General features: G+C 68.2%; 21 protein-coding genes and 1 pseudogene. 8 read left to right on the forward strand and 14 right to left on the reverse strand.

Annotated features, from left to right (window positions below; genetic code table 11):
- Positions 1-47: 47 nt before the first annotated feature.
- The 4 genes from VK92_RS07295 (at position 48) to VK92_RS07310 (ending at position 5,194) form a co-directional block, all read left to right on the forward strand.
- Positions 48-1,757 carry a GMC family oxidoreductase gene (locus VK92_RS07295; RefSeq protein ID WP_048020339.1) on the forward strand — a complete coding sequence of 570 codons (1,710 nt, stop codon included), beginning with the start codon at positions 48-50 and terminating at the stop codon, positions 1,755-1,757.
- Positions 1,744-4,194: an alpha/beta hydrolase fold domain-containing protein gene (locus tag VK92_RS07300; RefSeq protein WP_048020340.1), complete on the forward strand. Its 2,451-nt coding sequence runs from the start codon at positions 1,744-1,746 to the stop codon at positions 4,192-4,194. The genes VK92_RS07295 and VK92_RS07300 overlap by 14 nt, the downstream gene beginning before the upstream one ends.
- Before the next feature lie 341 nt (positions 4,195-4,535).
- Complete coding sequence (locus VK92_RS07305; protein WP_048020341.1) at positions 4,536-4,868, forward strand: type II toxin-antitoxin system RelE/ParE family toxin; 333 nt, start codon at positions 4,536-4,538, stop codon at positions 4,866-4,868.
- Positions 4,865-5,194: a helix-turn-helix domain-containing transcriptional regulator gene (locus VK92_RS07310; RefSeq protein WP_011356110.1), complete on the forward strand. Its 330-nt coding sequence runs from the start codon at positions 4,865-4,867 to the stop codon at positions 5,192-5,194. The genes VK92_RS07305 and VK92_RS07310 overlap by 4 nt, the downstream gene beginning before the upstream one ends.
- Before the next feature lie 16 nt (positions 5,195-5,210).
- Here VK92_RS07310 and VK92_RS07315 read toward each other — a convergent pair whose 3' ends face one another.
- Both VK92_RS07315 and VK92_RS07320 read right to left on the reverse strand, forming a co-directional pair.
- Entirely contained in the window at positions 5,211-7,229 is a 2,019-nt protein-coding gene (locus VK92_RS07315; protein WP_048020342.1) for a VTT domain-containing protein, read from the reverse strand.
- A gap of 102 nt (positions 7,230-7,331) precedes the next feature.
- The gene (locus VK92_RS07320) at positions 7,332-7,784 is read right to left on the reverse strand and encodes a hypothetical protein (RefSeq protein WP_048020343.1); all 453 of its coding nucleotides are present in this window, start codon (positions 7,782-7,784) and stop codon (positions 7,332-7,334) included.
- 331 nt (positions 7,785-8,115) lie between these two features.
- Here VK92_RS07320 and VK92_RS07325 point away from each other — a divergent pair, with 331 nt between their 5' ends.
- Together VK92_RS07325 and VK92_RS07330 are read left to right on the forward strand one after the other, a co-directional pair.
- Positions 8,116-8,760 (forward strand): response regulator, encoded by a 645-nt coding sequence (locus tag VK92_RS07325; RefSeq protein ID WP_048020345.1) that lies wholly within the window; start codon positions 8,116-8,118, stop codon positions 8,758-8,760.
- A complete protein-coding gene (locus VK92_RS07330; RefSeq protein ID WP_048020347.1) occupies positions 8,757-10,547 on the forward strand; it encodes a sensor histidine kinase in 1,791 nt (596 codons plus the stop codon). Before VK92_RS07325 ends, VK92_RS07330 begins: the two co-directional genes overlap by 4 nt.
- Positions 10,548-10,601: 54 nt before the next feature.
- On the opposite strand, the pseudogene VK92_RS07335 reads toward VK92_RS07330, so the two are convergent.
- The 4 genes and pseudogenes from VK92_RS07335 to VK92_RS07350 form a co-directional block, all read right to left on the reverse strand.
- Positions 10,602-10,851, reverse strand: a pseudogene (locus VK92_RS07335) (type II toxin-antitoxin system RelE/ParE family toxin).
- A 47-nt stretch (positions 10,852-10,898) separates the two neighbouring features.
- Positions 10,899-11,174 carry a YlcI/YnfO family protein gene (locus tag VK92_RS07340; protein WP_048020349.1) on the reverse strand — a complete coding sequence of 92 codons (276 nt, stop codon included), beginning with the start codon at positions 11,172-11,174 and terminating at the stop codon, positions 10,899-10,901.
- Between the two features lie 117 nt (positions 11,175-11,291).
- Positions 11,292-12,602, reverse strand: coding sequence for an MFS transporter (locus tag VK92_RS07345; RefSeq protein WP_021158399.1), 1,311 nt, complete (start codon positions 12,600-12,602; stop codon positions 11,292-11,294).
- Between the two features lie 100 nt (positions 12,603-12,702).
- Complete coding sequence (locus VK92_RS07350; protein ID WP_048020440.1) at positions 12,703-13,719, reverse strand: ABC transporter substrate-binding protein; 1,017 nt, start codon at positions 13,717-13,719, stop codon at positions 12,703-12,705.
- Positions 13,720-13,957: 238 nt separating this feature from the next.
- On the opposite strand from VK92_RS07350, the gene VK92_RS07355 reads away from it, so the two are divergent.
- A complete protein-coding gene (locus VK92_RS07355) occupies positions 13,958-14,623 on the forward strand; it encodes a response regulator transcription factor (protein ID WP_021158397.1) in 666 nt (221 codons plus the stop codon).
- Complete coding sequence (locus VK92_RS07360; protein ID WP_048020351.1) at positions 14,610-16,031, forward strand: sensor histidine kinase; 1,422 nt, start codon at positions 14,610-14,612, stop codon at positions 16,029-16,031. The genes VK92_RS07355 and VK92_RS07360 overlap by 14 nt, the downstream gene beginning before the upstream one ends.
- Before the next feature lie 51 nt (positions 16,032-16,082).
- Here the strand turns inward: VK92_RS07360 and VK92_RS07365 are convergent, their stop codons facing one another.
- From VK92_RS07365 to VK92_RS07400, 8 genes are all read right to left on the reverse strand, one after another.
- Entirely contained in the window at positions 16,083-16,535 is a 453-nt protein-coding gene (locus VK92_RS07365) for a hypothetical protein (RefSeq protein ID WP_048020353.1), read from the reverse strand.
- A gap of 287 nt (positions 16,536-16,822) precedes the next feature.
- Entirely contained in the window at positions 16,823-17,794 is a 972-nt protein-coding gene (locus tag VK92_RS07370) for a formylglycine-generating enzyme family protein (RefSeq protein ID WP_165589145.1), read from the reverse strand.
- Positions 17,795-17,869: 75 nt separating this feature from the next.
- A complete protein-coding gene (locus VK92_RS07375; protein ID WP_048020354.1) occupies positions 17,870-19,495 on the reverse strand; it encodes a sulfatase in 1,626 nt (541 codons plus the stop codon).
- A 128-nt stretch (positions 19,496-19,623) separates the two neighbouring features.
- On the reverse strand, positions 19,624-20,028 hold the full coding sequence (locus VK92_RS39190; protein WP_048020356.1) for a BON domain-containing protein: 405 nt from the start codon (positions 20,026-20,028) through the stop codon (positions 19,624-19,626).
- Between the two features lie 66 nt (positions 20,029-20,094).
- Entirely contained in the window at positions 20,095-21,153 is a 1,059-nt protein-coding gene (locus VK92_RS07385) for a porin (RefSeq protein ID WP_048020443.1), read from the reverse strand.
- 139 nt (positions 21,154-21,292) lie between these two features.
- Positions 21,293-22,780, reverse strand: coding sequence for a sulfatase-like hydrolase/transferase (locus VK92_RS07390; protein ID WP_048020358.1), 1,488 nt, complete (start codon positions 22,778-22,780; stop codon positions 21,293-21,295).
- Between the two features lie 31 nt (positions 22,781-22,811).
- Positions 22,812-24,059 (reverse strand): MFS transporter, encoded by a 1,248-nt coding sequence (locus VK92_RS07395; RefSeq protein ID WP_048020360.1) that lies wholly within the window; start codon positions 24,057-24,059, stop codon positions 22,812-22,814.
- Positions 24,060-24,091: 32 nt separating this feature from the next.
- Positions 24,092-26,149 (reverse strand): beta-glucosidase family protein, encoded by a 2,058-nt coding sequence (locus VK92_RS07400; RefSeq protein ID WP_048020362.1) that lies wholly within the window; start codon positions 26,147-26,149, stop codon positions 24,092-24,094.
- Between the last annotated feature and the right edge of the window lie 29 nt (positions 26,150-26,178).

The following is a 26,178-nucleotide window of genomic DNA, read 5'->3' on the forward strand; positions in this document are numbered from 1 at the left end:
GCGCTGCCGCGCCCCGCCTGATCCATCGACCATCGGAGGACGAACCCATGAGCAGGACTTTCGACTACATCGTCGTCGGCGGCGGGTCGGGCGGCTGCGTCGTCGCCGGGCGGCTGACCGAGGACCCGGCCGTGACCGTCTGCGTGCTCGAGGCCGGCGGCCGCGGCGACGGCACGCTCGTCAACGTGCCGACCGGCGCGGTCGCGATGATGCCGACCCGCGTGAACAACTGGGCCTTCGACACGGTGCCGCAGCGCGGCCTCGGCGGGCGCATCGGCTACCAGCCGCGCGGCAAGGCGCTGGGCGGTTCGTCGGCCATCAACGCGATGGTCTATATCCGCGGCCATCGCGTCGACTACGACGGCTGGGCCGCGCTCGGCAACGAAGGCTGGGCCTACGACGACGTGCTGCCGTACTTCCGCCTGAGCGAGCACAACGAGCGCTTCGACGATGCGTGGCACGGCCGCGACGGCCCGCTGTGGGTGAGCGACCTGCGCACCGGCAACCCGTTCCATGCGCGCTACCTGGAAGCCGCGCAACAGGCCGGCCTGCCGCTCACCGACGATTTCAACGGCGCGCAGCAGGAAGGCATCGGCATCTACCAGGTCACGCAGAAACACGGCGAACGGTGGAGCGCGGCGCGCGCGTACCTGTTGCCGCACATCGGCCGCCGCGACAACCTGACGGTCGAGACGCATGCGCAGGTGCTGCGCATCCTGTTCGACGGCACGCGCGCGACCGGCGTCGAAGTCCGGCAGCACGGCGAGGTCCGCACACTGCGCGCACGGCGTGAAGTCGTGCTCGCGGCCGGCGCGCTGCAAACGCCGCAACTGCTGATGCTGTCGGGCGTCGGCCCGGGCGGCGAGCTCCGGCAACGGGGCATCGCGGTGCACGCCGACCTGCCCGGGGTCGGCCGCAACCTGCAGGATCATCCGGATTTCATCTTCGGCTACCGCACGCGCAGCGTCGATACGATGGGCGTATCCGCGCGCGGCGGCCTGCGCATGCTGCGCGAGCTCGCGCGCTTTCGCCGCGAACGGCGCGGCATGCTGACGTCGAATTTCGCGGAAGGCGGCGGTTTCCTGAAGACCCGCGCGGACCTCGACGCACCGGACATCCAGCTGCACTTCGTCGTCGCGCTCGTCGACGATCACGCGCGCAAGCTGCACGCCGGCCACGGGCTGTCGTGCCACGTGTGCCTGCTGCGGCCGCGCAGCCGCGGCTCGGTCACGCTCGACAGCGCCGATCCGCTCGCGGCGCCGCGCATCGACCCCGCGTTCTTCGACGATCCGCGCGACCTCGACGACATGGTCGCGGGCTTCCGGCTCACGCGACGGCTGATGGAAGCGCCGGCGCTCGCAGGCTGGACCACGCGCGACCTGTTCACCGCGAACGTCGACACCGACGATGAAATCCGCGACGTGCTGCGGCGGCGCACCGACACCGTGTACCACCCGGTCGGCACGTGCCGGATGGGGCACGACGCGCTCGCCGTCGTCGATCCACAGCTGCGCGTGCGCGGCCTGCAGGGGCTGCGCATCGTCGATGCGTCGGTCATGCCGACGCTCGTCGGCGGCAACACCAACGCACCGACGATCATGATCGCCGAGAAGGCCGTCGACCTGATCCGCGGCGTATGCCGCACGTCCGCGCGGCCGCAGCGCGAAACCGTCAGGATAACGACATATACCGTTCCCGCTTCGCGCGCCGCGCACGAAGCCGTCCAGCCGGAGGAGACCCGCCATGTCGTCGCGTGACGCTGCCCACCTGACCGAATCCGCCGCACCGCTCGCGGCGATCATCATCGGCGCCGGCTTCGCCGGCATCGGCATGGCCATTGCGCTGCAACGTGCCGGCATCCACGATTTCGCGATCGTCGAGCGCTCGCACGACGTCGGCGGCGTGTGGCGCGACAACAGCTACCCCGGCGCCGCGTGCGACGTGCCCTCGCACCTGTACTCGTTTTCGTTCGAGCCCAATCCGGCCTGGTCGCGCGTGTTCGCACCGCAGCCAGAAATCCATGCGTACCTGCAGCATTGCGCGCGCAAGTACGGCCTCGCGCGCTACCTGCGTTTCGGCGCCGACGTCGCGCATGCGCGTTACGACGAAGCCGCCGCGCTGTGGCGCGTCACGCTCGCCGACGGCACGACGCTGAGCGCCGCCGTGCTCGTCAGCGGCACCGGGCAGCTGAGCCGCCCCGCGATGCCCGACCTGCCCGGCATCGACACGTTCCGCGGCCGCGCATTCCACTCCGCGCACTGGGATCACGACTACGCGCTCGCCGGCAAGCGCGTGGCGGTGGTCGGCACCGGTGCGTCGGCGATCCAGTTCGTCCCCGCGATCGCCGGCGACGTGCAGCGCCTGACCGTGTTCCAGCGTTCGCCGGCCTACGTGATGCCGCGCCCCGACCGTGCGTACCGTCCGTGGGAAAAGGCGCTGTTCCGCACGCTTCCGTGGGCGATGAAGCTGCATCGCGCATCGATCTACCTGCGCTACGAATCGCGCGCGATCGCGTTCACGCGCCTGCACGGGTTGATGAAGGTCGCGGTCGGCCGACCCTTCCGCAAGCTGCTCACGCGCGACGTGCCGGACGCCGCGTTGCGCGCACGGCTCACGCCCGACTACCCGATCGGCTGCAAGCGCATCCTGCTGTCGAGCGACTACCTGGCCGCGATGAGCCGCGACAACGTCGAACTCGTCACGCAACGGATCCGGCGCGTGACGGAGCGCGGCATCGAGACTGTCGACGGCGTGCATCATCCGGTCGATGCCATCGTCTACGGCACGGGGTTCGCGGCGACCGAGTTCCTGTCGCCGATGCGCATCACGGGCCGCGACGGGCTCGACCTGAACGACGCATGGCGGCGCGGCGCGCAGGCGTATCTCGGGCTTACCGTGCCCGGTTTTCCGAACTTCTTCATGCTGTACGGCCCGAACACCAATCTCGGCCACAACTCGATCGTCTACATGCTCGAAAGCCAGATCGCGCACGTGATGCGCTGCCTGCACGCGATGCGGCGCAACGGCGCGCGCGAGATCGACGTCGACGCGCGCCGCTACCGGCGCTTCAACGCGCATGTGCAGCAGCGGCTCGAAGGATCGGTGTGGAACAGTTGCAAGAGCTGGTATGTCGACGCATCGGGACACAACAGCACGAACTGGCCGGGCTTCACGCTGACCTACCGGTGGATCACCCGCTTCACCGGGATGTCCGCCTACCGCTTCACGCATCCGGCGCCCGAATCGGTTGCCCCGACGCGCGACGTCGTGGTCGCGCCGCCCGCCGGCCCGCTGGAGGCGCTCACGGCCGCCTCGCTGCGCGGTTTCCTGCGCGTGGCGTTCCGGCCGCTGATCGGGCCGCCGTTCGGTGCACGCATGCAACGCCGCGTCGTCGCGCTGCTGTCGCCGCTGATGCCCGGCACGGGCGGCACGCTGCGCTACCGTACGCACGCGCACCGCGTGCCGGTCGAAGTGGTCGCGCCGAAACGCGGCGACACGGGCGGCGCGATCCTCTACCTCCACGGCGGCGCATTCTGCCTCGGCGGGCCACATACACATCGCGGCGTAACGACGCGGCTCGCGAACGACGCCGGCCTGCCGGTGTGGGTGCCCGATTACCGGCTGGCCCCCGAGCATCCGGGCCCGGCCGCGCTCGACGATGCGCTGGCCGTCTATGACGCGATGCGCGCGCAGGGTTACGCGCCGCACCGGATCGCGCTCGCGGGCGATTCGGCCGGCGGCGCGCTGGCACTGGCACTGGCCATCGCGCTGCGCGAGCGCGGCGAGCCTGCCGCCGCCGCGTTGCTGCTGATCTCGCCCGTGACCGATCCCGCGCTCGGCGGCGCGACGCTGGCTTCGCGCCGCCACGACGATCCGATGATCCGCCACGGCTGGCTCGAGCAAGGGCTGCGCTGGTATCACGGCGCCGGATCGGCGGCGGCCCGCGGCCCGCTCGATACCGACCTGCGCGGCCTGCCGCCGATGCTCGTCCAGGCCGGCGACCAGGAAGTGCTGCTGTCGGACGCGCAGCGGCTGGCCAGTCACGCGCAGGCCTGCGGCGTGCCGTGCCGGCTGGAGATTCATGCGGCGCGCTGGCATGTGTTTCATCTGCAGTCGTTTTACCTGCGCTCGGCGCGGAACGCGTTGCGCACGCTGGCGGAGTTTGCGTCGGCACGCGTTGCCGCGACGGCATGACGATGCAACGGTAACGCACGAGGATTTTCCGGCGGACGCACCGCGCGACGCGCCCGCCGTCGGACTGTTCGCGCACTTGCTTCACGTCCCGCTCATGGCGCGTGCCCTCGGCACGCGCCATCGACACCGGCCATTCGGCCGAATCGCCACGCCAGGTAACGGATGAAAGAATGATCTTCGTCCGGGAAGCCGGTTTCGCCGCCTGCACTGCAACTGCCACGCATGCGGCGTCCTGTGTCGTTCCGGCTCGCCGATGCGCGCACGCCCCTGCGCACACCACCCGGCAACGCGCACGACAGCCTCCTTTTTCATCCACCTTTTTTTGTAGCTTATAAGTTACAATGCTCTCCAAGTTCGAACTTCTTCGCTACCAGCGCGACGATGGTCGCGAGCCCTTCACCGAATGGTTGAACGCCGTGCGCGACAAGCTTGCTCAGGCCAGGATTCGCGAACGCCTGCGCCGCGTGCAGACGGGCAACTTCGGCGATTGCGAGCCTGTCGGCGAAGGCGTGATCGAACTGCGCGTCCACGTCGGCGCCGGCTATCGCGTGTATTTCGGGCGGTACGGCGGCGCACTGGTGCTGCTGCTGTCAGGCGGCGACAAAAGCAGCCAACCCGACGACATCAGGCGCGCCAAGGAACACTGGTCGAACTGGAAACGGAGGCAAACATGACCAAGCTCAAAGGTGCGGTATCGCACCACGACGCGGAAGTCGCCGAACTCGGCGCCGACCGCGAACTCGCAGTGGCCTATCTGCGCGTCGCGATGGAGTCGCTCGACGATCCCGACAACCGCGCGGCCGGCCTGCTCGCGCTGCGCACCGTCGCGGAAGCGTACGGCGGGCTCGGCGCGGTCGCGGCCGAAGCCGGCATCAGCCGCGAATCGCTGTATCGCACGCTGTCCCCCAACGGCAACCCGACGCTGAAAACGCTGCTCGCGGTGCTCAAGACCGTCGGCTTGCGCCTGTCCGTCGTCCCCGCGCAGCCGGCGCACGCGTAAGCGGCGCACGGCCCGCTCACGGCCTGACCATCCATACCAGCAGCATCTCGGCCGGCGCGGCCGTCGTCCCCGCCGGCGGATGCTCGATCGTCGGCTCGACCGCCAGCGCCTTCGCGATCGACGCCGCATCGTCGATCGTCGTCGAGCGCACGATCGTCATCAGCCGCGCCGGCCGATGCAGCGTCTCGCGATACAGCGCGCCGTACCACAGCGGCCGCATGCCGAGCGCGTCCTGCAACACGTACGGATAACGCCACAGCCGCAGCACGAGGCGGCTTTCGGGCTGGCCCGGATCGACGCGCACGAACACGCGGCGCGTGCTTTCGCCGTGCGTGTAACGCGGCAGCACCGGCAGCGCGTCGGCGGGCGCCTGCGGCAGCAGCCAGCGCAGCGCGGTGGCGGGCGACCACGGCGTCGCGCGCTGCCAGCCGGCCTGCGCGAGATGCCGGTCGAGCGTGTCCGACGTCGCGCTCCATTGCAGCGGCAGATATTCCTCGCGGTCGCCGCCGATCTCGGTACGCCGCACCGGCACGCGCTGCCATCCGCCGCGCAGCCACTGGTCGACGGTCATCGCGACCACGTCGCCGACATGCGGGCGCGCCGCGCGGTCGAGCTGCCATTGCGCGGGAACCGTCCATACGCCCGCCGTCGCGAGCACCACGGTCACCGCGACGAGCGCGCCCCTCGGCTGCACGTGCTCGCGCACGCGCCAGTACGCATGGGCACCGGCCAGCAACGCGAACCAGGCCAGCCCGAGGCTCCAGCCGCCCAGCAGGCCCGACAGCCACGTGTCTCCGACATACAGCCGCGCGAAACCGCCGAGCACGATCCACAGCACCACCGCGGTCACGACCGGGATCCGCCACCGCGCGGGCCGGTCACGCGTCAGCACCCAGCCGAGGCCACTGCTTGCGAGAATCGCGAACGCGGCTTCGGCATCGGGCAGCGGTACGTGCAGCGCGCCGGGCGGCAGGCTCGCGGGCGTCGCGCCGGGTACGCCCGCACCGAACGCCGGCACGAGCACGACGGCGACGCCGACGGTCGCGAGCCACCACGCGGCGGTCAGCCAGCAGCGATGGATCATCAGCCAGACGAGAAACGCGGCCGCGACGATCAGCCCCGTATCGTGCCCGTGCAATACGGCAAGCGCGCGCATCACGGCGTCCACCGGCGGTGTGCGCAGGTTCTGCAGGAACGCATACAGCGCGATGTCAGCGTGCGTCAGCGGATCGTTCGCGACGACATCCTGCACGAGACCCGCGAACAGCCACACACAGCCGACGAACAACAGCGCGAGCGCGGGCACCGCGCCCGGCAGGCCGCGCACGTATGCGATCGCGCCGTGCAGCCGCGCGCCGAACCGCGGCCAGCGGTGCGCGCATGCGTGCCCCCCTTCGACGAGCGCACGACGCAACAGCGGCCAACCGCGCCGCAGCGCGATGCGCACGCCGATCCACACGAGCGCGACCAGCGCCGCGACCACCAGCAGGATCACGGCGACCCGCACGCTGATCGCCGCCGCGAGCGCGGCCGACGCGCCGAACACGATACCCGGCGCGACGTGCACGGGCGCCCAGATGAGCGCCGAGACGATGTTGACCGGATAGAACGACCGGCGCGGCAGCGTCGCGCAGCCGACGACGACCGGCACGACCGCACGCACCGGCGCAAGAAAACGTGCGAGCACGATGCTCTTCACGCCATGGCGCAGCACGAACTCCTCGCCGCGCCCGTAGGCGTTCGCATAACCGAAGCGCGCCCATGCGTTGCGGATCATCCCGCGGTAGTGCCGCCCGAGCTCGTAGCTGATGCCGTCGCCGATCACGGCGCCGACTGCCGCGACGCCGATCGTCGTCCAGCCGTCGAGCGCGCCCGCGCCGATCAGCGCACCGGCCGCGAACATCACGGCGCCGGCCGGCACGACCGTGCCGATCAGCGCGATCGCCTCGGCGCACGCGGTCACGAACACGACCGCGAGCACGAGCAGCGGATGCGCGCCGATCGCGCCGATCCACGCGTGGATCGTGTCGCTCATTGCACGCTCCATGGCGAAGCGACCCGGCGTGAGAACACCGGGCCGGCGATGGCATGGCGAGCGTTCATCGGGCGGTGCGCGCGGTCGCCCCGGATTGGCCGATCAATCGAACTCGTGCTGCCGCGCGTCGGCCTCGAGCGGCGCGTCGTGGTAGCCGACGGTCGCGATCTCCTGCAGATAGCGCGCGAGAAACGCGCCGATCGATCCGGCGGCCTCGTACTGATGCACGTGGCGGAATTCGTGGGTCAGCAGGCGGCGCGTGTCCTGTCCGCGCAGCACGTACACCGCATGACCGAGCGTGAGCCCGATCGTCCCCGGCGACAACAGGCCCGTGTCGCGGGCGATCGCGGCGAGCGTCGGCGTCTCCGGAAACGGCATGCGCTCGACGATCACCAAGCGGATCCGCTCCGGCTGCGCGACGCCCACCGTGCGCGCGTCGTCGGCCTGCGCCGGCGTCAGCGGCGCACCCTGCGCGATCCCGCGCGCCGCCTCCGCTTCGGCCCACGCGACGGCGGCAGGCAGTGCGGACGGCAGGATATCGGCAAGATCGATCATCACGGGGCTCCTCGTTAGTGTCGTGGCATCGGGCACCAGTTTAGTCCCGAATCCGGACGGTTCGCGGGGCGGTTCGCTGGACGGCTTGCGACCCGCAACCCGCCCGGCGCCCGCCGCCACGATCGCCCGGGAATACCCTGATTCGCGACCGCCCCGCTGCGTACGTTTTCCCGGAAATTATTTCGTTTCAGTACACATTCATCGATAACCTGTCTCGAAAATTTCCCGGATGTGTACCGTTTTCGGATTCGGCGGAATATATTGATCAGAAGAACGGCCGCGGCGACCACCGGACAGCAGGGCGCGGCGTCATCCCGAAGAGGATCGCTAGATGATCAGGGTAATTCTGGCTGACGATCACGCAGTCATGCGGGACGGACTGCGTCACATCCTGGAAACGGCCGGCGGTTTCGAAATCGTCGGCGAGGCGAGCGACGGCTCGGCCACGCTCGCGCTGGTCGAGCGCGGCACCGCGGACGTGCTGCTGCTCGACCTGTCGATGCCCGCGCCGACCGGCATCGAGCTGATCCGGCTGGTGAAGCACCACGCGCCGTCGCTGCGCATGCTCGTGCTGACGATGCACGCGGAGGCGCAATACGCGGCGCGCGCGTTCAAGGCCGGCGCAACCGGCTACCTGACGAAAGACAGCGCGACCGCCGAGCTCGTGGAGGCGGTCTGCAAGGTCGCGGCGGGCGGCGTCTACGTGAGCCCGTCGGCGGCCGAAAGCCTCGCGCTCACGCTGCGCGCGCCGGCCGCGGCACTGCCGCACGAACGGCTGTCCGCGCGCGAGCTCGACGTGATGCGCCGCATCGTCGCCGGCCAGACCGTCACGCAGATCGCGACCGAACTCGCGCTCAGCGCAAAGACGGTCAGCACGTACAAGACACGGATCCTCGAGAAGATGGAACTGCCGCACGAAGCCGCGCTGGTCCGCTACGCGGTGCGCCACGACCTCGACCCCGGCGGCGACGCATGACGGCCGCCTTCCACCTTCCGCCCTCGCCCCCGGACGACGACACCTCCGACGCGTCGCGCCTGTTCATGTCGTCGCTGCCGCCGGGCCGGCGCGAACGGCGGCTCGCGCTCGCGACCGTGCTCGTGTCCGCCGTGATCTTCGCCGCGCTTGCGCCATTCGCGGGCAGGCCGCTTGCGCCGGGCTGGGCGTTCATCCCCGTGTACCAGTCGGCGATCGTCGTCAACGACATGGTGACGGCCGGCCTGCTGCTCGGCCAGTACGCGATCCTGCGCGAGAAGCCGCTGCTCGTGCTCGCGGGCGGCTACCTGTTCACGGGTTTCATGGCCGGCACCCACATGCTGACCTTTCCCGGGCTGTTCGCGCCGACCGGCCTGCTCGGCGCCGGCGACCAGACCACCGCCTGGCTCTACCTGTTCTGGCACGGCGGCTTCCCGCTGGCGGTCGCCGCGTACGCGCTGCTGCGTGCGGCATCGCGTGCCGCGGGCCCGATCCCGGCTCCGCAACGCCGCGCGGCGATTCCCGTGGTGCTGTGCATCGCGGCCGCGCTCGGTGCGACGGCCGCGCTCGCGCTGCTCGCGACGGTCGGCCACGACCTGCTGCCGCGCATCATGAACGGCAACCGGATGGCCGCGACGATGACGAACGCGATCACGATCGTCTGGGGGCTGAACCTGGTGGCGCTGATGCTGATGTGGCAGCGGCGGCGGCGGCATTCCGTGCTCGACCTGTGGGTGATGACGGTGCTCGTCGCGTGGCTGTTCGACATCGCGCTGTCGGCGATGCTGAATCACGGGCGCTACGATCTCGGCTTCTACGCGGGGCGCGCATACGGTCTGGTCGCGTCCGGCGTCGTGCTGTTCGCGATGCTGTTCGAAAACGGCCGGCTGCATGCGCAGACGGTGCGCGCGCTGGCCGGCGCGCGCTACCAGCATCTGCTCGTCGTGCAGAAGAGCGCGCAGCTGAACGACGCGAACGAACGGCTCGAACAGCGCGTTGCCGCACGCACCGCGCAACTGAGCGCGTCGAACCGCGACCTGCGGCGCGAAGTCGAGGAACGCGTGCGCGCCGAGCGTGCGCTGCAGGCGTCGCGCGAGGAGCTGCGCGAGATCGCCGCGATCAGCGCGAGCGCACGCGAAGCCGAGCAGCGCCGCATCGCACGCGAGCTGCACGACGAACTCGCGCAGACACTCGCGACGCTGAAGAACGATCTGGAATGGCTGATCGATCGCGTGCCGCAGGACGATGCACTGCTGGCGCGCAAGATCGCGGCGATGCACACGCTGGCGCGCGGCGCGGTGGCCGCGACGCGCCGCATCGCGTCGGACCTGCGCCCGCTGATGCTCGACGATCTCGGTTTCGCCGCCGCGATGCAATGGCTCGTGGAGGATTTCCGGCACCGTCACGGCATCGACTGCGCGCTGCACGTCGACCCGCCCGAACTGCAACTCGACGAGCCTTACGCGACGGCGGTGTTTCGCATCGCCCAGGAAGCGCTCGCGAACGTCGCACGGCACGCGGCCGCGTCGCATGCGAACGTCGCGCTCGTGCAGGCGAACCAGGCGATCGAGCTGACGATTCGCGACGACGGCGCTGGATTCGATCCCGGCGTACCGCGCAAGTCGGGATCGTTCGGGCTGGTCGGGTTACGCGAGCGCGCGTATCTCGTTGGCGGCACGCTGCGGATCGCGACGACCCTCGGCGAGGGCACGACGGTCGAGGTGGAGATTCCGCTGTCGCCTGCGCCTGCTGCGGTCGCGCATGGCGGGAATGGGGGGGGCGAGGATTGATCGCTGATCGCGGCGGCAATGTCGGCGAATGCCGGCTGCCGCGTCGATCATGCGTCAGTGGTAGTCGTCTTCCCGTTGATGTCGCACGGCTGGAATCGTGACTTGTTCGGCCGCTTCAATCTCGAACAGCAGGACATGGCCCGACTTGCCGAAAGACACGATCAGCTCACGCAGAAACGGATTCCCATCGTCGATCTTGCGGCATGTGAACGGAAACATTCGGAGCATGGCGATACCTTGTTCGATCGCGTCCGCAGCCCGCTGCCGCTGCATCGGTATCACGTTCGAGCAGGTATCGATGCATCCGTGCCAGATTCCCACGGGCCGCACGTGTATATCGGACCCGATAGATCAATCAGCCGCCGTCGCTGATCTCGCAGCGTTCAGCATGCCTTCGAGTTCGGCCTGCACGTCGGCGGCATCGACGTATTCGCCGGTACGGCGTGCCTCGTCGCGCGATGCAAGGCCGCGGGTGACAAACTCGCGCCGCAGACGACGACGCGCGATACCATCGCGAAGCGCCGACTCCATGAACGCAGACAACGTCTCGTTTTCCTCAAGAACCGACTCTGCCGCCTCCCGCAATTGCGGATCGACACGCAGCGCCGGCATGGTCGCGGTTTTCATCGCACACTCCATGGATTACATATGTAATCCATGGTAGCACCCCCTCCTTTACGCGTGCAGTCGGCCATTTGGCCTGACCAACGTGTCCGGGACCACAATCCGGCCGCGCCGCGTGCCTCACGCCCGCACCGCCACCATCCCCCGCTCCGAGCGGGTCCACGCGACCAGCGCGCCGATTCCGAGCAGCGCGAGGCACACGATCGGCACGATCATCGGCCCGAACGCGGTGCCCGTGACCTTGCCGGCAAACGGCATCAGGTTCTGGCTGAAGAAGCCGCCGAGGTTGCCGATCGAGTTGATCGCCGCGACGCTCGCCGCCGCCCGCGCGCCGGTGAAGTAGCGCGGCGGCATCGACCAGAAGCACGGATACAGCAGCGGGATGCATGCGCCGCCGAGCACCAGCGCGATGAAGCGCAGCGGCGTCGACGGCAGCACGAGGCTCAGCAGGAAGCCGAGCGCGCCAAGCGCCGCGACGATCGCGATCGTGCGCAGGATGCTCTTCGCACGGCGCAGTTTCCCCGGCAGCCACACCAGCAGCAGCACGGCAAGGGCCCACGGCAGCATGCTCAGGAAGCCGTTCGTCGTGCTGGACACGCCGAACGATTTCACGAGCGTCGGCAGCCAGTACGTCACGCCGTACAGCGACGTCGACATCAGCATGTAGGTCGCCGCGAACAGCATCACGCGCGGGTCGAGCAGCGCTTTCCACGGCTGGCCGTGCTCGGCTTGCGCGGGCTTCTCGCGTTCGAGCGCGGCCTCGACGATCTGCTTCTCGCGGTCGTCCAGGAAACGGGCGTCGCGCACCGACGCGGGCAGCACGCGGAACACGACGATCGCGACGATCACCGCCGGGATGCCCGTCGCCACGAACACCCACTGCCAGCCCGCGAGCCCCCACACGCCGTTCAGGCTCAGCAACACGCCGCCGACCAGCGAGCCGAGCATGTTCGCGAGCGCACTGCCGAGCGTGAAGATGCCGAGCACCTTCGCGCGATAGCTCTGCGGAAACCACAACGTCAGGTAATAGATCACGCCCGGATAGAAGCCGGCCTCGGCGATGCCGAGCACGAAGCGCAGCGCGCAGAACGCGGGCATCGACGTCGTGAAGCCCATCAGCACCGTGATCAGCCCCCACGTCAGCATGATCCGCGCGAGCCACACGCGCGCGCCGTAGCGATGCAGCGCGAGCGTGCTCGGCACCTCGAACAGCAGGTAGCCGATGAAGAACAGCGACGACGCGAGCCCGAACGCGGCTTCCGTCATCCCGAGGCTGTGCACCATCTGCAGTTTCGCGAAGCCGACGTTCTGCCGGTCGATGAACGCGATCAGGAACATCACGACGAGGATGGGCAGCAGGCGCCGCGCCATCTTCGACATGATGCGCTGTTCTTCGGCGGACGCGGGGTCCAGGGTGTCGGTAGCATTCACTTCAGGCTCCTTGCGTGAATCGGTTGCATGTCGTTTGAATCGGCGCCGCGCGCAACGATCGCGCGGGTGCGGGGCATGTCGGGGAAAGGAAGCGGCGCCATCAGCGCGACCGGTAGTCGTCGAGCATCGGCGCGAACATCTCGTGCCATGCGCGCGGCTTCGCCTTGATCGTGCCGGCCAGGTACAGGAATTCGACGTAGTCCATCAGCTGGTTCGGCAGTACCGAGAAACGTGTGTCGGGCGCGGCGAGCATCCGCATCACGTCGTCGTGCGACACGCCGACGCCCGACGACGCCGCATACAGCGCGGCCGCCGCGCGCGGGTCCTGCGCGATCAGGCGGTTCGCTTCGTCGAGCGCGCCGAGAAACGCGACGGCCAGCGCGGGGGCCGTATCGACGAGCCGCTTCGGCGCGAATACGACGTCGAGCGTCAGCGGGCCGAGCACGTCGACCGAATTCACGACGCGGTGAATGCCCGGCTGCCGCAGCTCGAGCGTCGAGAACGGCGGCGACGTGAAGTGCGCGGTCAAGCCGTTCTCGCGCCGGATCAGCGCCTGCATCGCCTGCGGATGCGGCAGGTTCACGGTGATCGAATCGAGCTGCGCGAAATGCTTCGCGCCGAGCTGCCGGCTCGCGACCATCTGCAGCACGACCGCCGACAGCGACGTGCGGATGCCGGGCACCGCGATCCGGTCGGACGGCGTGAAGTCGCGCAGCGACACGAGGCCCGCGCGGTTCGCGTTCAGCGACAGCGACGTGGTGGACAGCCCGCTGATGCCGATCACCTCGACGTTAGGAATGCCGCGCGCCCGTGCCCACAGCTCGATGAAACCCGGTGCGCCGGCGCCCGCGAAATCGAGCGTGCCGGCCATCATCGCGTCGTTGACGGAATTGCCGCCGTCGAGCAGCACCCAGTCGACCGCGACGTCGCGCACGCCGTGGCGCGCCGCGTGCCGCTCGAACAGCCGCTGCTTCTCCATCACGAGCAGCGGCAGGTACAGCACCCCGAAGCCTTTCGAGATCCGGACGGTGCGCGGCTTCGCGCGCACGAGCGGCGGCGCGGCCAGCATGCCGATGCCGGCGGCGATCAATGCGCGGCGGCGCGGCGACGTCGTCATGCGCGGGCCGCCGTGCGACGCACGGCAGACGGCCACGCGAAAGCCCGCGTCGCGCTGCGTCGCGCGTTCGTCGTGCCCGTGACATGCTGCATGTTGCCGTCTCCTTGAATATTTCTGGTATTAATGCCGTCCTTGCGTGCTGCATCCGGCTCGACACAGGTTATCGACCGAGTCTGAGAAAATGCTGACATCCCGGCCCCGGGAAAACCCCTAACCCACTCATCTGCGAAACGGCACCATGCGCATTCTCGTCGTGGAGGACGATGCCGAAATCGGCGCGGCGATCCGCAGCCGCCTGGCGCGGCTCGGCCATGCCGTCGATCTCGAGACCGACGGCGCAACCGCGAACGGGCTGCTGCGCGTCGAGCGCTTCGACCTCGTCGTCCTCGACGCGAACCTGCCCGGCATGGACGGCTTCACCGTGCTGCGCAACCTGCGCGCGTCGGGCAGCACGACACCCGTGCTGCTCGTCACCGCGCGCTCGGCGATCGACGACCGCGTGAGCGGCCTCGGCCTCGGCGCCGACGACTACCTGGTGAAGCCGTTCGACTACCGCGAGCTCGACGCGCGTGTGCAGGCGCTGCTGCGCCGCAACAGCGGCCATGCGAACGACGTGCTGACGCTCGGCGGCCTCGTGATCGACCGCAGCAGCCGCCTGGCGGAACTCGACGGCCAGCCGCTATCGCTGTCGCGCCAGGAATTCGCGCTGCTCGAAATCCTCGCGAGCCGCCCGCAACGCATCTTCTCGAAGGACGAACTGCTGAACCAGCTGTTCAGCTTCGGCAACGAGCCGACTGCGAATGCGGTCGAGCAATACGTGACACGCGTGCGCAGGAAGCTGCAGGGCAGCTCGGTCGAGATCCGCACCGCACGCGGGATGGGGTATCAGATTGCCGCGCATTGACTGGTTCCCGAAGACGCTGTTCGGGCGTACGCTGCTGTTCATCGCGCTCGTCGTCGCGTCCGGCGCGCTCGCGCTCGCGGCGATCGCGCGCTACTACGCGGGCGTCGCGGCCGAACGCGCGTACGACCAGTTGCTTGCCGGCGCCTCGATCCAGGTCGCGGAAAACCTCTACGTGCAGGGCGGCGTGCTCGCGCTGAATCCGCCCGTGGCCGCGCTGTCGACGCTGTCGCGCTACGACCTCGTCTACTACAAGGTCGTCGATTCGCGCGGCATCGTCGTGGCCGGCTACGGCGATCTCGCGAGCCCCGCAACGCTCGCCGCCGCAAAACAGGGTCCGGCGTTCGCGAACGGCCTGTACCAGGGGCACCGGATCCGCACGGCAACGATTGCGCGCTACATGCCCGAGGAAAGCACGCCGGGCTGGGCGCTCGTGACCGTTGCGCAGACAACCAACGCACGCCAGCAGCTCACCAACGACATGAGCCTCAAGGTATGGACGCTGATCCTGCTGATGAGCGTGCTCGCGATCGGCGCGAGCGGCCTCGCGATCCGGCGCGGGCTGCGCCCGCTCGCGCAGATCGGCACGATCATCGCCGCGCGCGACCCGGCCGACCTGCGGCCGGTGGCCTTCGACACGCCGAGCGAGATCGACGCGATCATCGGGTCGATCAACGGATTGATACACCGCCTGGCCGAACGCATCAACGCGATGCAGCGCTTCATCGCCGACGCCGCGCACCAGATGCGCACGCCGCTCGCGCGGCTCGACGCGCAGATCGAACTGCTCGACGGCGAATCCGATCCCGCGCGCCACGCGGCACGCCTCGACGCGCTGCGCGCGACCAGCGCGGACGTCGGTCGTCTCACCGGCCAGTTGCTCAATCACGCGATGGTGATCCATCGCACCGAAGCCGTGCCGCTGCAACCGGTCGAACTCGTCGCGCTCGCGAAGGACGTGCTCGGCCGCACGATTCCGCTTGCGGGCGAGCGCGATGTGGCCGTGGCGTTCGCGAGCGATGCGCCGCTGGCGTGGATCGACGGCGACGCGATCAGCCTGCAGGAAGCGCTGTCGAACGTACTGCACAACGCGTTGCTGCATGGTCACGCGGACGACATCGTCGTGTCGGTCGCAACCGCCGGTCACCCCGACGGCGCGATCACGCTGACCGTCACCGACAACGGCCGCGGCATCCCGCGCGAGCACTGGGACGCCGCATTGCAGCCGTTCGTGCGGATCGCGCCGGACGGCAGCGAGCGGCGCACCGGGTCGGGCCTCGGGCTCGCGATCGTGCAGGAAGTGATGAAGGCGCACGGCGGGCGCGTTGGATTCGCGTTTCCCGACGCGGGCGGGTTCGCGGTCGTGCTGACGTTTCCGCGCGCGGCGGCGGCCGGTACGAAAGAGACCTAGACCGCAGGCATCGCGCGAGCGGCGGCACCTGATGCAGATGCGCGACAGCGGTCAATCGTCGCTGTCGTCGCCAGACGCCGTCGCGCTGCGCTCCGCGTGCCGCGCCGCCAGCCGGTCGAGTTCGTCGTACCGGCGGTCGCAAAACAGCCGGCACAACGTGTCGACATCCGCGCGCGATTCGACGTCGATCGTGTCGACGTTCCGCTCCAGCTTGCCCTTTCCGAGGCCGAACAGCCCCTTCTTCATCCGCATCGAAACGGCGAACAACTGGAAGCCCATCGCATGTGCATCGCTCAGCGCGGTCACCCACAACTCCCGCTGATCGTCGGCATGCTGCAGCACGAGGGCCGGCAACGGGCCCGTCTGCGTGTCGTCCCACTGCGCATGCTGCGCGCCCCACGGGAACGCGTCGAACGCGTGCATGAACGACGCGTAGTCCGTCGCGCCTTGCGGATCCAGCTGATCGAAGTCGTAGCCGACTTTCTGGACGGAATAGGTCAACATGCGCGGCACTCCGTGGCGTTCGAGATCGCGAAAACGTCAATCTACCTTGAATGCCGCCACCGATCATTATTTTTCGCAGGCCTGACGGAACGGCGCGGGAGCCACGTCACGCGACGTGGCCCGGCAAACCGCACCGGCCTCCCGTGCATCGCCGCGCCATCGGCACGGTTCGACATCGCGTCGAACGGGAACATGGCCGGCATGCCAGGATCGATTCGCCACCGTTGCGGCATGCAGGCCGCCGGGCCATTCAAGAACGCCCGGCCGCTCCGCCGGCACGCCGCCAGTCATTCGTGCGCGGCATCGTACGCAATCCGGAAGCCCGTGTGTCCGGTCGACGTATCCCGCGGCCGGCCTGTCCGGGCGGCGATGCGGTAGCGATAACAGTAGTCGCGATGACACAGATACGAACCGCCTTTCAGCGTGTGCTCCCGCTCCGCGAGCGCCTGACGGTTCCGGGCCTTTCCCGCGCTCGACAACGACTGCGTCAGGAACGGATCGGCGCACCATTCCCACACGTTGCCGCTGCAGTTGTACAACCCGGCGGGATTCGGCGAAAACGCATCGACCCGAACCGTGCCGGCATACCCGTCCGGCGACGTGTTCAGATGGGGAAACACGCCGTGCCAGATATTGCAGCACTGCATCTCGTCGGACGGCTCCTCATCGCCCCACGGATACCGGCGTGCCTGCGCGCCGCCTCTTGCCGCATGCTCCCACTCGGCCTCGGTCGGCAGCCGGCCGCCGCACCACGCCGCGAAGGCGCACGCGTCGTTCCACGAAACATGCACGACCGGATGCTGCTCGCGCCCGCCAAGCGACGAACCGGGCCCCTCCGGCGCCGCCCAGTTCGCGCCGTCGATCGCCAGCCACCACGGCGCGTCCGCGGTGCCCACCAGATGGTTCGCGGAAACGGCGGACGATCGAAACACGTAGCTCCAGCCGATGCGCTCGGCTTCCGTGCGATACCCGGTCGCGGCGACGAACTCCGCAAACCGCGCATTCGAGACGGCATAACGATCCATCCCGAACGCGCGCAGCGTAACGCGCCGCCGTGGCCCCTCGCCGTCCGCCTTGATGACGGGCGTATCGGTGCCGACCCAGCTCTTGCCTGCCTCGAACCAGACGATGTCCCGGTTCGACGGCACGCCGGCGCCCGTGCTGTGGATGCCCGACGCGCACGCATGCGCCGAAACGGCGGACAGTTGCTGGCGCTTTCCCGCGCCGGGACAGCACGATCGATGCTTGTCGTTGTTCAATTTTCCTCCTCGCCGGACCACCGTTTCTCCGACTCTGCCGGCCACGGCATGTCAAAACCCGGATTGCGTCGCACGTCAATCACTCGACGTCGCCCCGGCCTGCGCTGCGCGCTTGCGCTCGATCTCGGCGCGCATCGCCCGTGCCTGGACGGACAGATGCGCACGCAACCGTTCGGCGCGATCCGCGTGGCTGCGGGCCAGGAGCTGTGCGGGCTCGATCGCGCCGGTGGACGGTAGCCCGAGCCGCGTGTATTGCTCCTGCGGCGCATCGTTGGCCCGCATCAGGTCGCGCATGAGTCCGGCCATCCGCAGTTCGACCGACTCGTCGTACAGCGGACGCTCCTGTTTCGGATCGTCATGCAGGTCGAACAGCAGCGTCCCCGACCGGTACGCATACCCGATCGGCCGGCTCGCGATCTTCATCGTCCGCACACCCTTCGTAAACGAAAAGGGTTCCGACAGTTCGATATCCTGCAGTTCATCGACACCGAACATCTCCCGCATGTGGGTCGGCATCAACGTGTATTCGTACAGCGGTTCGTTACGGTCCGGGTCGGCGCCCGAGCGCATGTACACGTAACGACCGTCGGTCACGTTGACCTGTTCGCCATGCATGCCGAACAGCGCGGCCTCGCGAACGGGAACGTCTTCGTCGATCGTTTTCCCGAGCGCGCCGCCCTGCATGTCCGGCGTGGGCTCGAGGCCGAAGAAATCGAGCAGCGTCGGCGCGATATCGATCATCTGAACGAGCGACTGGCGCCGCACGCCTGCCCGACGGCAGCGCGGATCCCAGATGAACAGCGGCGTGTTGGCGAGTTCGTTGAACCACGGCTGGACCGTCTTCGCCCACCAGCCGTGTTCGCCGAGCATGTACCCGTGGTCGGTGCACACGATCAGCATCGTGTCGCGCCACAGATTCAGCTCGTCCATCAGGTCGAGAACCCGCCCGAGCGAATGGTCGCACATGGACACGAGCGCGGCGTACCCGGCTTGCGCGGCACGCATGTCGCCGTCCGTCTCGCCGGCGGAGACGGGGCCGTAGGGCGGCCAGTCGAAGTGCGCGTCGCCTCGATCGCCCGGGTAAAGGTCGCGATACTTCGGATAGCTGGCGAACGGCTCGTGCGGATCGAATGTCTCGATCTGCAGAAACCACGCATCCTTGTCGTGATTTTTTCTCAGGAACGCTTCGCCCGCATCGAACGTCAGCGTTTGCGGATGAAGATCCTCGGTCGGGTAATACTGGCGGTTCACGAAATCCTGCCGCGCGGCGCTCTCCTTCAACGCGCCCTTGAGCCGGGCCGGCATCGGAGGCGGCCCGAGCTCCGCCTTCCATGGATCGCCCTCCTGCCCCCGGAAGAATTCCCAGCTGCTGTATCGCGTGTGATAGGTCGCGCCGCCATCTTCCCAGTAATGCGGATGATCGCTCGCCAGATGGGCATGAATGCCTTTCTTGCGGAGCATGGCCGGCATCGAATCGTCGAACGGCTCCAGCGGCCCCCAGCTGCGATGCAGAAAGTTGTAGCGCCCGGTATGCAGTTCCCTGCGCGCCGGGATGCAGGCCATGCTGCCGATATAGCAGTTGTCGAAAGTCGCGCTGCGGTCGGCGAGCCGCTGAAAATTCGGCGCGTGGACCCAGGTGTTGCCGTACGGCGGCAGCATGTGCCGATTCAGGCTGTCGTACATCACGAGTATGGCTTTCATGATCGGTTCAATTCACTCTGCGTTTGATGCGTGGTGCGTGGCTGCCTCGTTCACGCGCGTTGCGCCGCCGGAACGGTCGCGCCGCCATGCCCGATGCAACGCATGCGATGATTCAAAGGGTTCCCGTCTCAGCGGGTCTGCGGACTGATGCGCAACCGATTGCGCACCTCGCCGACGCCCGGTACGCGCTGCGCGGCCGACACGGCCAGCGCGGCCTGCTCGGCATCGGCCACCTCGCCGGACAGCGTGACGACGCCGGACTTCGCGAAGATGAGCAGACGGCTCGCATCGAGACGCTTCGTTCGCGCCAGCACGCCCGCCACCTGTTTGCGCAACTTGCGATCGGCCGCCTTCGTCGCCTTGCGCGACTCGCTGCCCGAGGCCGACGCAGCTGACGCTGCCGCCGATGTTGCCGATACCGCTTCCGGCGTCGATGCCGCCCCACCCTTCGATTCCTGAGCCGCCGCGCTCAGTGCACTCAATGCGATCATCGCTGCCGCAAGGTAGCGGCGTCCCGTTCTACCAACCTGCATGTCGTTTCTCCCGTGATGCCCTGGCATCGCGCCGCTTCATGCGCCGCGACGCCATGGGCAATATTTCTAGAACTGCGTCATGACCCCGATCGACACACCGCTCACCGTGCGCCCGTCGGGGCGCAGGTTCAGTGCCGAAACGTTCGTCGGATCCTTCTTGTAGGCCCCCGAGAAGCCGTTCCGGTCGAACTCCACGTAGAGTTCCGACCGTTTCGACAGGAAGTACTCGAGCATCGCGTACGAGCTTGTCTTCCGGCCATCCGCCCCGGCAACGTTTTTCAGGTTGCTGGCCATGTCGTAATAGGTGGCGCCGGTGAACTGCAACGTCGGCGTGATCTGGTAGACGATGCCGACCCCGGGAATGTTGTCGCGCCGCTCGCTGCCGGCCGCGCTCGCCGCGGAAACCGCCAGCGTGCTGTAGCTCAAGTACAGCCGCGTCGGCCCGAGTTGCCACGTCGCGCCGCCCATTGCGGTTTGCGCCCACTGGTTGGTGGTGGCGCTGTAGGTCTTCTGGTACGCGGCCGCGAGCAGCAGCGAGCGGAACTGATAGCTGGCGCCGACGGCCAGGTTTGTCCCAGTGTGCCAGTCGCCGGCCACGCCGCCCGGTGAGTAACTGGCTCTCAGCGCGAATCCGCCGAGCCGGCCGACGTATTTGACCGTGTTGTTGAAACGGGCATCGAGCGTAAAGAAATTGCCGCCCCAGACAATGCCGGGCGTTATCGCAAGCGTCGAGCCATTGGCCTGATTCGGATCGAGTTGAACGCCAATGTCTTCGGCGGCGTTCAGCTGGCGCCCGAGCGTCAGCCGGCCGAATCCCCCCTCCAGTCCGACGTACGCCCGCTGCGAGAAAAGCGTATTCGACGACTTCAGCGCACCGGTGCCCAAATTGAAGCCACTCTGCAGCATGAAGACGGCCCGCACGCCGCCGCCCAGGTCCTCCTTGCCCGTGAAACCGATGGAGTTGCCCGCAATCGAATTGTTGTCGAAGCCGACCTGCTGCCCGCCCTTCCCGCCATCGGTCCATCGAACGCCGCCGCCGAGCGTGCCGAACAACGTCACGCTCGACTGCGCGTGCGCGCTTCCGCCAATCACCAGCGCAATCACACCTAATGTCAGTCTCCTCACCACGCCACTCCTCCAATAATTAATAATCCTTATTAAATTGCATGTTCAACCGGACTACATCGAACCGGGCTTCTCCGAGCCCTGTGCGAGCCGGACGCGAATGCGTACTGAACGTGCCGCCTTCGCGCCCGGTTATTGCCTATCGATCTTCCTGCGCACTCCACTCGCCGGGTCGCGGCAAATCGACCGGCGGGAAACGAGAGCCTTTCGAGGCGGGCAGGACGTCGGCCGTCTCGACTTGCCAGCGCAACAGGCGCTCCAGCAGCCCGGCCTCGATGTCGGCATACTCCGGCTGGCCGGCCAGGTTCGTCGTCTCGCTCGGATCGGTCGTGCGCCGATACAGCTCGGGCGCCTCGTAAAGGCGCCACACATACGTCCATTCCGGCGTCCGGATGACAGCGGCCTTGCCCACGGTTTCCGGTTGCCCGCTTTGCAGCTTCGCCTTGATGTCGTACGGAAAGCCGGCCTGCTCGAAATGGTCGACTTCCCGGGTCAGGAAGCCGCCCTCGCTGAACACCTGCTCCCGATGCGTCTCTCCGGCCGCCCGAAGGCAGGGTGCGAAGCTCTTCCCGTAGTGCGCATGCGTCGCTTCCAGCCCCGCCAGCTCGTGCAGCGTGGGAAACACGTCGATCATCTCGACCATCGCGCTCGAGGTCGTGCCGGCCACCTCAGGCCCGGACGCGCCCGATACGATCAGCGGATTGCGCAACAGGCATTCGTGCACGCCCGACGGCCACTTCTCGGCGAGCCCGAAATCCCCGAGGTATTCACCGTGGTCCGAAAAGAACGTGGTGATCAGGCGCTCCGGCTCCGTGGCCCGGGCAGCCGCGTCCATCACGCGGCCGACATGATGATCGAGTCTCGACACCATGCCGTAGTACACGGCGCGCAGTTCCCGCCATTGCGCATCGGTCAGCTGGTCCCATCCATGCGCGCTGGACAGCGCATCGACATACGCCGGCATCCGGCCACTGCCGACGGCACGCTCGGGCACCGCGGCGCGGTCGTACATCGAGAACCACGGCTCCTCCGCTTCGAACGGCGGATGCGGCGCGAACAGCGGGACATACAGCACCCATGGCTCGCGGGGCGGAGCGGCAAGCCAATGCTCCGCCGTGCGGATCACCACTTCGTCGTATTCGATCGCGGCCTGCTCCTTCGAACGCTCCCCCCGAAAGAACGCACGCACCATCGGGTCGGCAGGATCTCCCTTCGTCTTGCTCTGCAGGAATTCCGCCGCGCTTCGCCGCGTCTCCTCCGGCAGGAAGCCATACTCGTGCGCCGAACGCTCGGTCGCGCCGGGCGCGAACGAGTCGCCGCGACCGCCTGCCATCGCGACGTGATAGCCGTTTTCCTTGAAGACCCGCAGGAAATTCGGCTCGTCCGGCCCCAGCAGGTAACCGAGCGTGCGATGGCCGGCCACGTGCGGATACTGTCCCGACAGGAACGACACGCGCGACGGCGAACAGACACTGTGTTGTCCGAATGCCTGCGTGAATGCGACGCCGCCGGCGGCGAGCCGGTCGAGGTTCGGCGTGAGGACGGGCGTCGCGGGATGGACCGCGTGAACGCAGTCGGCACGCAACTGGTCCGCGACGATGATGACGAAATTGGGCTTCGTGTTCATGAAATATCCGTTGGAAAAATACGCGTCGAGGTCAACGAACCGACCTGATCGCGGCGATGACGATCCCGCCGAGCAACACCGCGCAACTTGCCGCGATGAACAGCGCGTCGAAGCGGATCGCACCGCCCGGCCCCGTCAGCCAGGTGGCGAGAAGGGACAGGGACAACTGCGGCACTACGTTCGCGAGATGGAACACGCCCATGTCCTTTGCCGCGGCATTACGATCGGGCAGCACTTCGGTCACCAGCGCAAGGTCGACGGCCAGATACGCGCCCTGCGCCACGCCGATCCACGCGATCACGACCAGCAATTGCGGGAACGTCGTGCAGAACAGGAGCACCGGAAACCCGAGCGCCATCCCGATGCCGGCCCCGATCACGAAGACCTTGCGGCGCCGCAGCCGATCCGACAGGCGACCGAACACCAGTGCGCTGGCCGTCATGGCCGTCGTGGCCACCAGCAGACACAGGAACATCGCGTGCGGCGTCTCTTTCGTCGACAGGCCGATCCGGTCGCGCAGATAGAACAGCAGGTAGTACTGCAGGCTGCTTACGCCGAACAGCACCAGCGCACGCGACAGCCACGCGATCGCGAAGTCGGGATGCCTGACCGGATTGGTCCAGAAACTCGCCGCCAGTTGCCGCCACTGCAACGGTTTCACGTGGCCGGCATCCAGCTTCCGGTCGTTCGTCAGCATGACGAAGCAGACAATCGCCACCAGCGCGATCGCCCCCTGTACCAGCGCGATCGAAACGAGGTCGGGCGCCAGTTGCCTCGCGATCCCGACGCCCAGCAGCACACCGATCGGCGGCGTGAATCCGACGAGCGACGAATAGACGCCGAGCTTTTCGGAGCGGACCTGATCCGGCAGCACCGCGTTGAGACCGCTCAAGGTCGAATTGAAGGTCAACGCCATCAGCCCCCATCCGAGCGCGAGCTGCGCGGGTGTGCGAGCGGTCGCCATGACGGCCATCGCACCGAGCCCGCCCAGCATGCCGCCCAGGATCCACGGCTTGCGCATGCCCCAGCGCGAGCGCGTGTGATCGCTCAGCACACCGAAGATCGGCTGCGCGATCAGGCCGATGAACGAGCCGATGCCGAGTGCCCGCGCCAGCACGGCTGCCTTGTCGGTCGGCGAGATTCGTTCCGCCAGCATCGGCAGGATCACCATCGGATACGGCAACATCGCCAGCCAGACGCCGACGAAGGCGACCGTCAGCGTCACGCCGAGATACCGGTTGCCCGTTTTGCGGGCCGATACAACCATCAATTCGTCCATAACCTCTCCATTCATCGTCCGCCGCCGTCCGCTCAGCGCCCGAACACCCGCCCGTCGAGTTGCACCGCCCCGACGATCGCGTGATCGGTCGCCGCATGCGCCAGTGCGATGCGATACGTGCCACCGTCGATCCGCCACTGTCCGGCCTGTCCGTCGAACCGGGCCAGCAGGCGCGGATCGACCTTCAGCGACACACGGACGGATTCGCCCGCGCGCAGCGTCACGCGCTCGAAACCGAGCAGCCGCATGCGCGACTCGCCGCATGCATCCGTCAGGTAGAGCTGCGGCACGTCGTCGCCGTCGCGCGTGCCCGTGTTGGTCACCGTGAAACGCGCCGTTACCGTGTCGCCGCCTTCGAGCCGCAGGTCGTCGTACGCGAAGCGCGTATAGCTCAACCCGAAGCCGAAGCCGAAACGCGGCGACCGCCCCGTCTTCGCGAACCAGCGATAACCGACCTCCGCGCCCTCGTGGTAGTGCACCTCGATCGGCGTGCCGAGTTCGACATCGGCACCCGGCAGCGCCGGATGCGGCGTATCCGCGACGTCGGCCGGGAACGTGACCGGCAGCCGGCCCGACGGATTGACGCGGCCCGTCAGGATCTCGGCGATCGCCTGCCCGCCCGCCTGCCCCGGATACCACGCCTGCACGATCGCGGCGACTTCGCCGCTCCACGGCATCGCGACCGGGTTGCCGGTCTGCAGCACGACGACCGTATTGGCGTTCGCGCGCGCCAGCGCGTCGATCAGCGCATCCTGGCCGAACGGCAGCGTCATGTCCGGACAATCGAAACGCTCGCCTTCGTGACGGATCGCGTTGACGATCACGACGTCGGCGCGGCGCGCGAGCGCGACCGCGTCCGCAACGTGCGCGCCGCTGTCGTATTCGACGATCGCGTCCGGCCGTTGCGCACGCAGCGCCGCGAGCGGCGACGCACCGCCGATGCACATCGCGGTCGGCCCGAGCAGCGGATGGCTGCGAATCGGCACGACCGCCGTATAACCGCCGTGCGGCATCACCTGGCTGGAGCCCGACCCGGACAGCACACCCGCCTGCGCGAAACCGCCGATCACCGCGATGCGCCGCGCCGTTTGCGCGAGCGGCAGCACCTCGCGTTCGTTCTTCAGCAGCACGATGCCCTCGCGGGCAATCTGCAGCGCGATCGCGTCGTGCGCGGCGAAATTGACCGGCTCCGGCGCGCGTTCGCGATCGATGCCGACCGCATAACAGGAACGCAGGATGCGCGTCACCATCTCGCCGATGCGCGCCGGCGGCACCTTGCCTTCGTCGTACGCGCGCCGCAGCGGCTCGTTGAACCACTCGGCCTCGTCGAGCTGCGCGCCCGAATGCTGGTCGAGGCCCGCGAGCGCGGACTCCCAGCCGTACACCGCGCGCCAGTCCGACATGATCCAGCCCTTGAAGCCCATCGCGTCCTTGACGACGTCCTGCATCAGGTGCCGGTTGCCGCTCGTGTACTCGCCGTTGACCCGGTTGTACGCGGTCATCAGCGCGCCGGGATCGCCCGCCTCGATCGCGATCTGGAACGCGAGCAGGTCGCTCTCGCGATGCGCATCCGGATCGATCACGGCGTTCAGGAAGAACTTGTTGGTCTCGCTCGCATTGAGCGACACGTGCTTGAGCAGCGCGATCACGCCCTCGCGCTGCGTGCCGGCCACCACGCAGCCGCCGATCCGCCCGGACAGCAGCGGATCTTCCGATACGTATTCGAAGTTGCGACCGTTGCGCACGTCGCGCACCAGATTGATGCCGCCGCCCAGCGCGACGTTGAAGCCGCGTGCGCGCGCTTCCTTGCCGATCGCCGCGCCCATCGTGCGCGCCAGCGCCGGATGGAAGGTCGCGCCGAGCGCCAGCCCGGCCGGGAACGCGGTCGCGCGCTCGTCCGCGGTTTCGGTATGGCGCAGGCCGAGGCTGGCGTCGGCCAGCTTCAGCGCCGGCACGCCGAGGCGCGGCACGCCGGGGACGTAGCCGGCGATGACGGGCAGGTCGGCCGGCACGCGCGGCTCGCGGCCGGTGCGGCCGAACACGCGCACCATCAGGCTGTAGAGCAGCGAAAACCGCTCGTCGTCGGTCATGCGGGCTTCGGTCTCCCGCGCACGGGCGT

Source organism: Burkholderia sp. LK4 (genome assembly GCF_001043615.1).
Lineage (GTDB): Bacteria > Pseudomonadota > Gammaproteobacteria > Burkholderiales > Burkholderiaceae > Burkholderia > Burkholderia cepacia.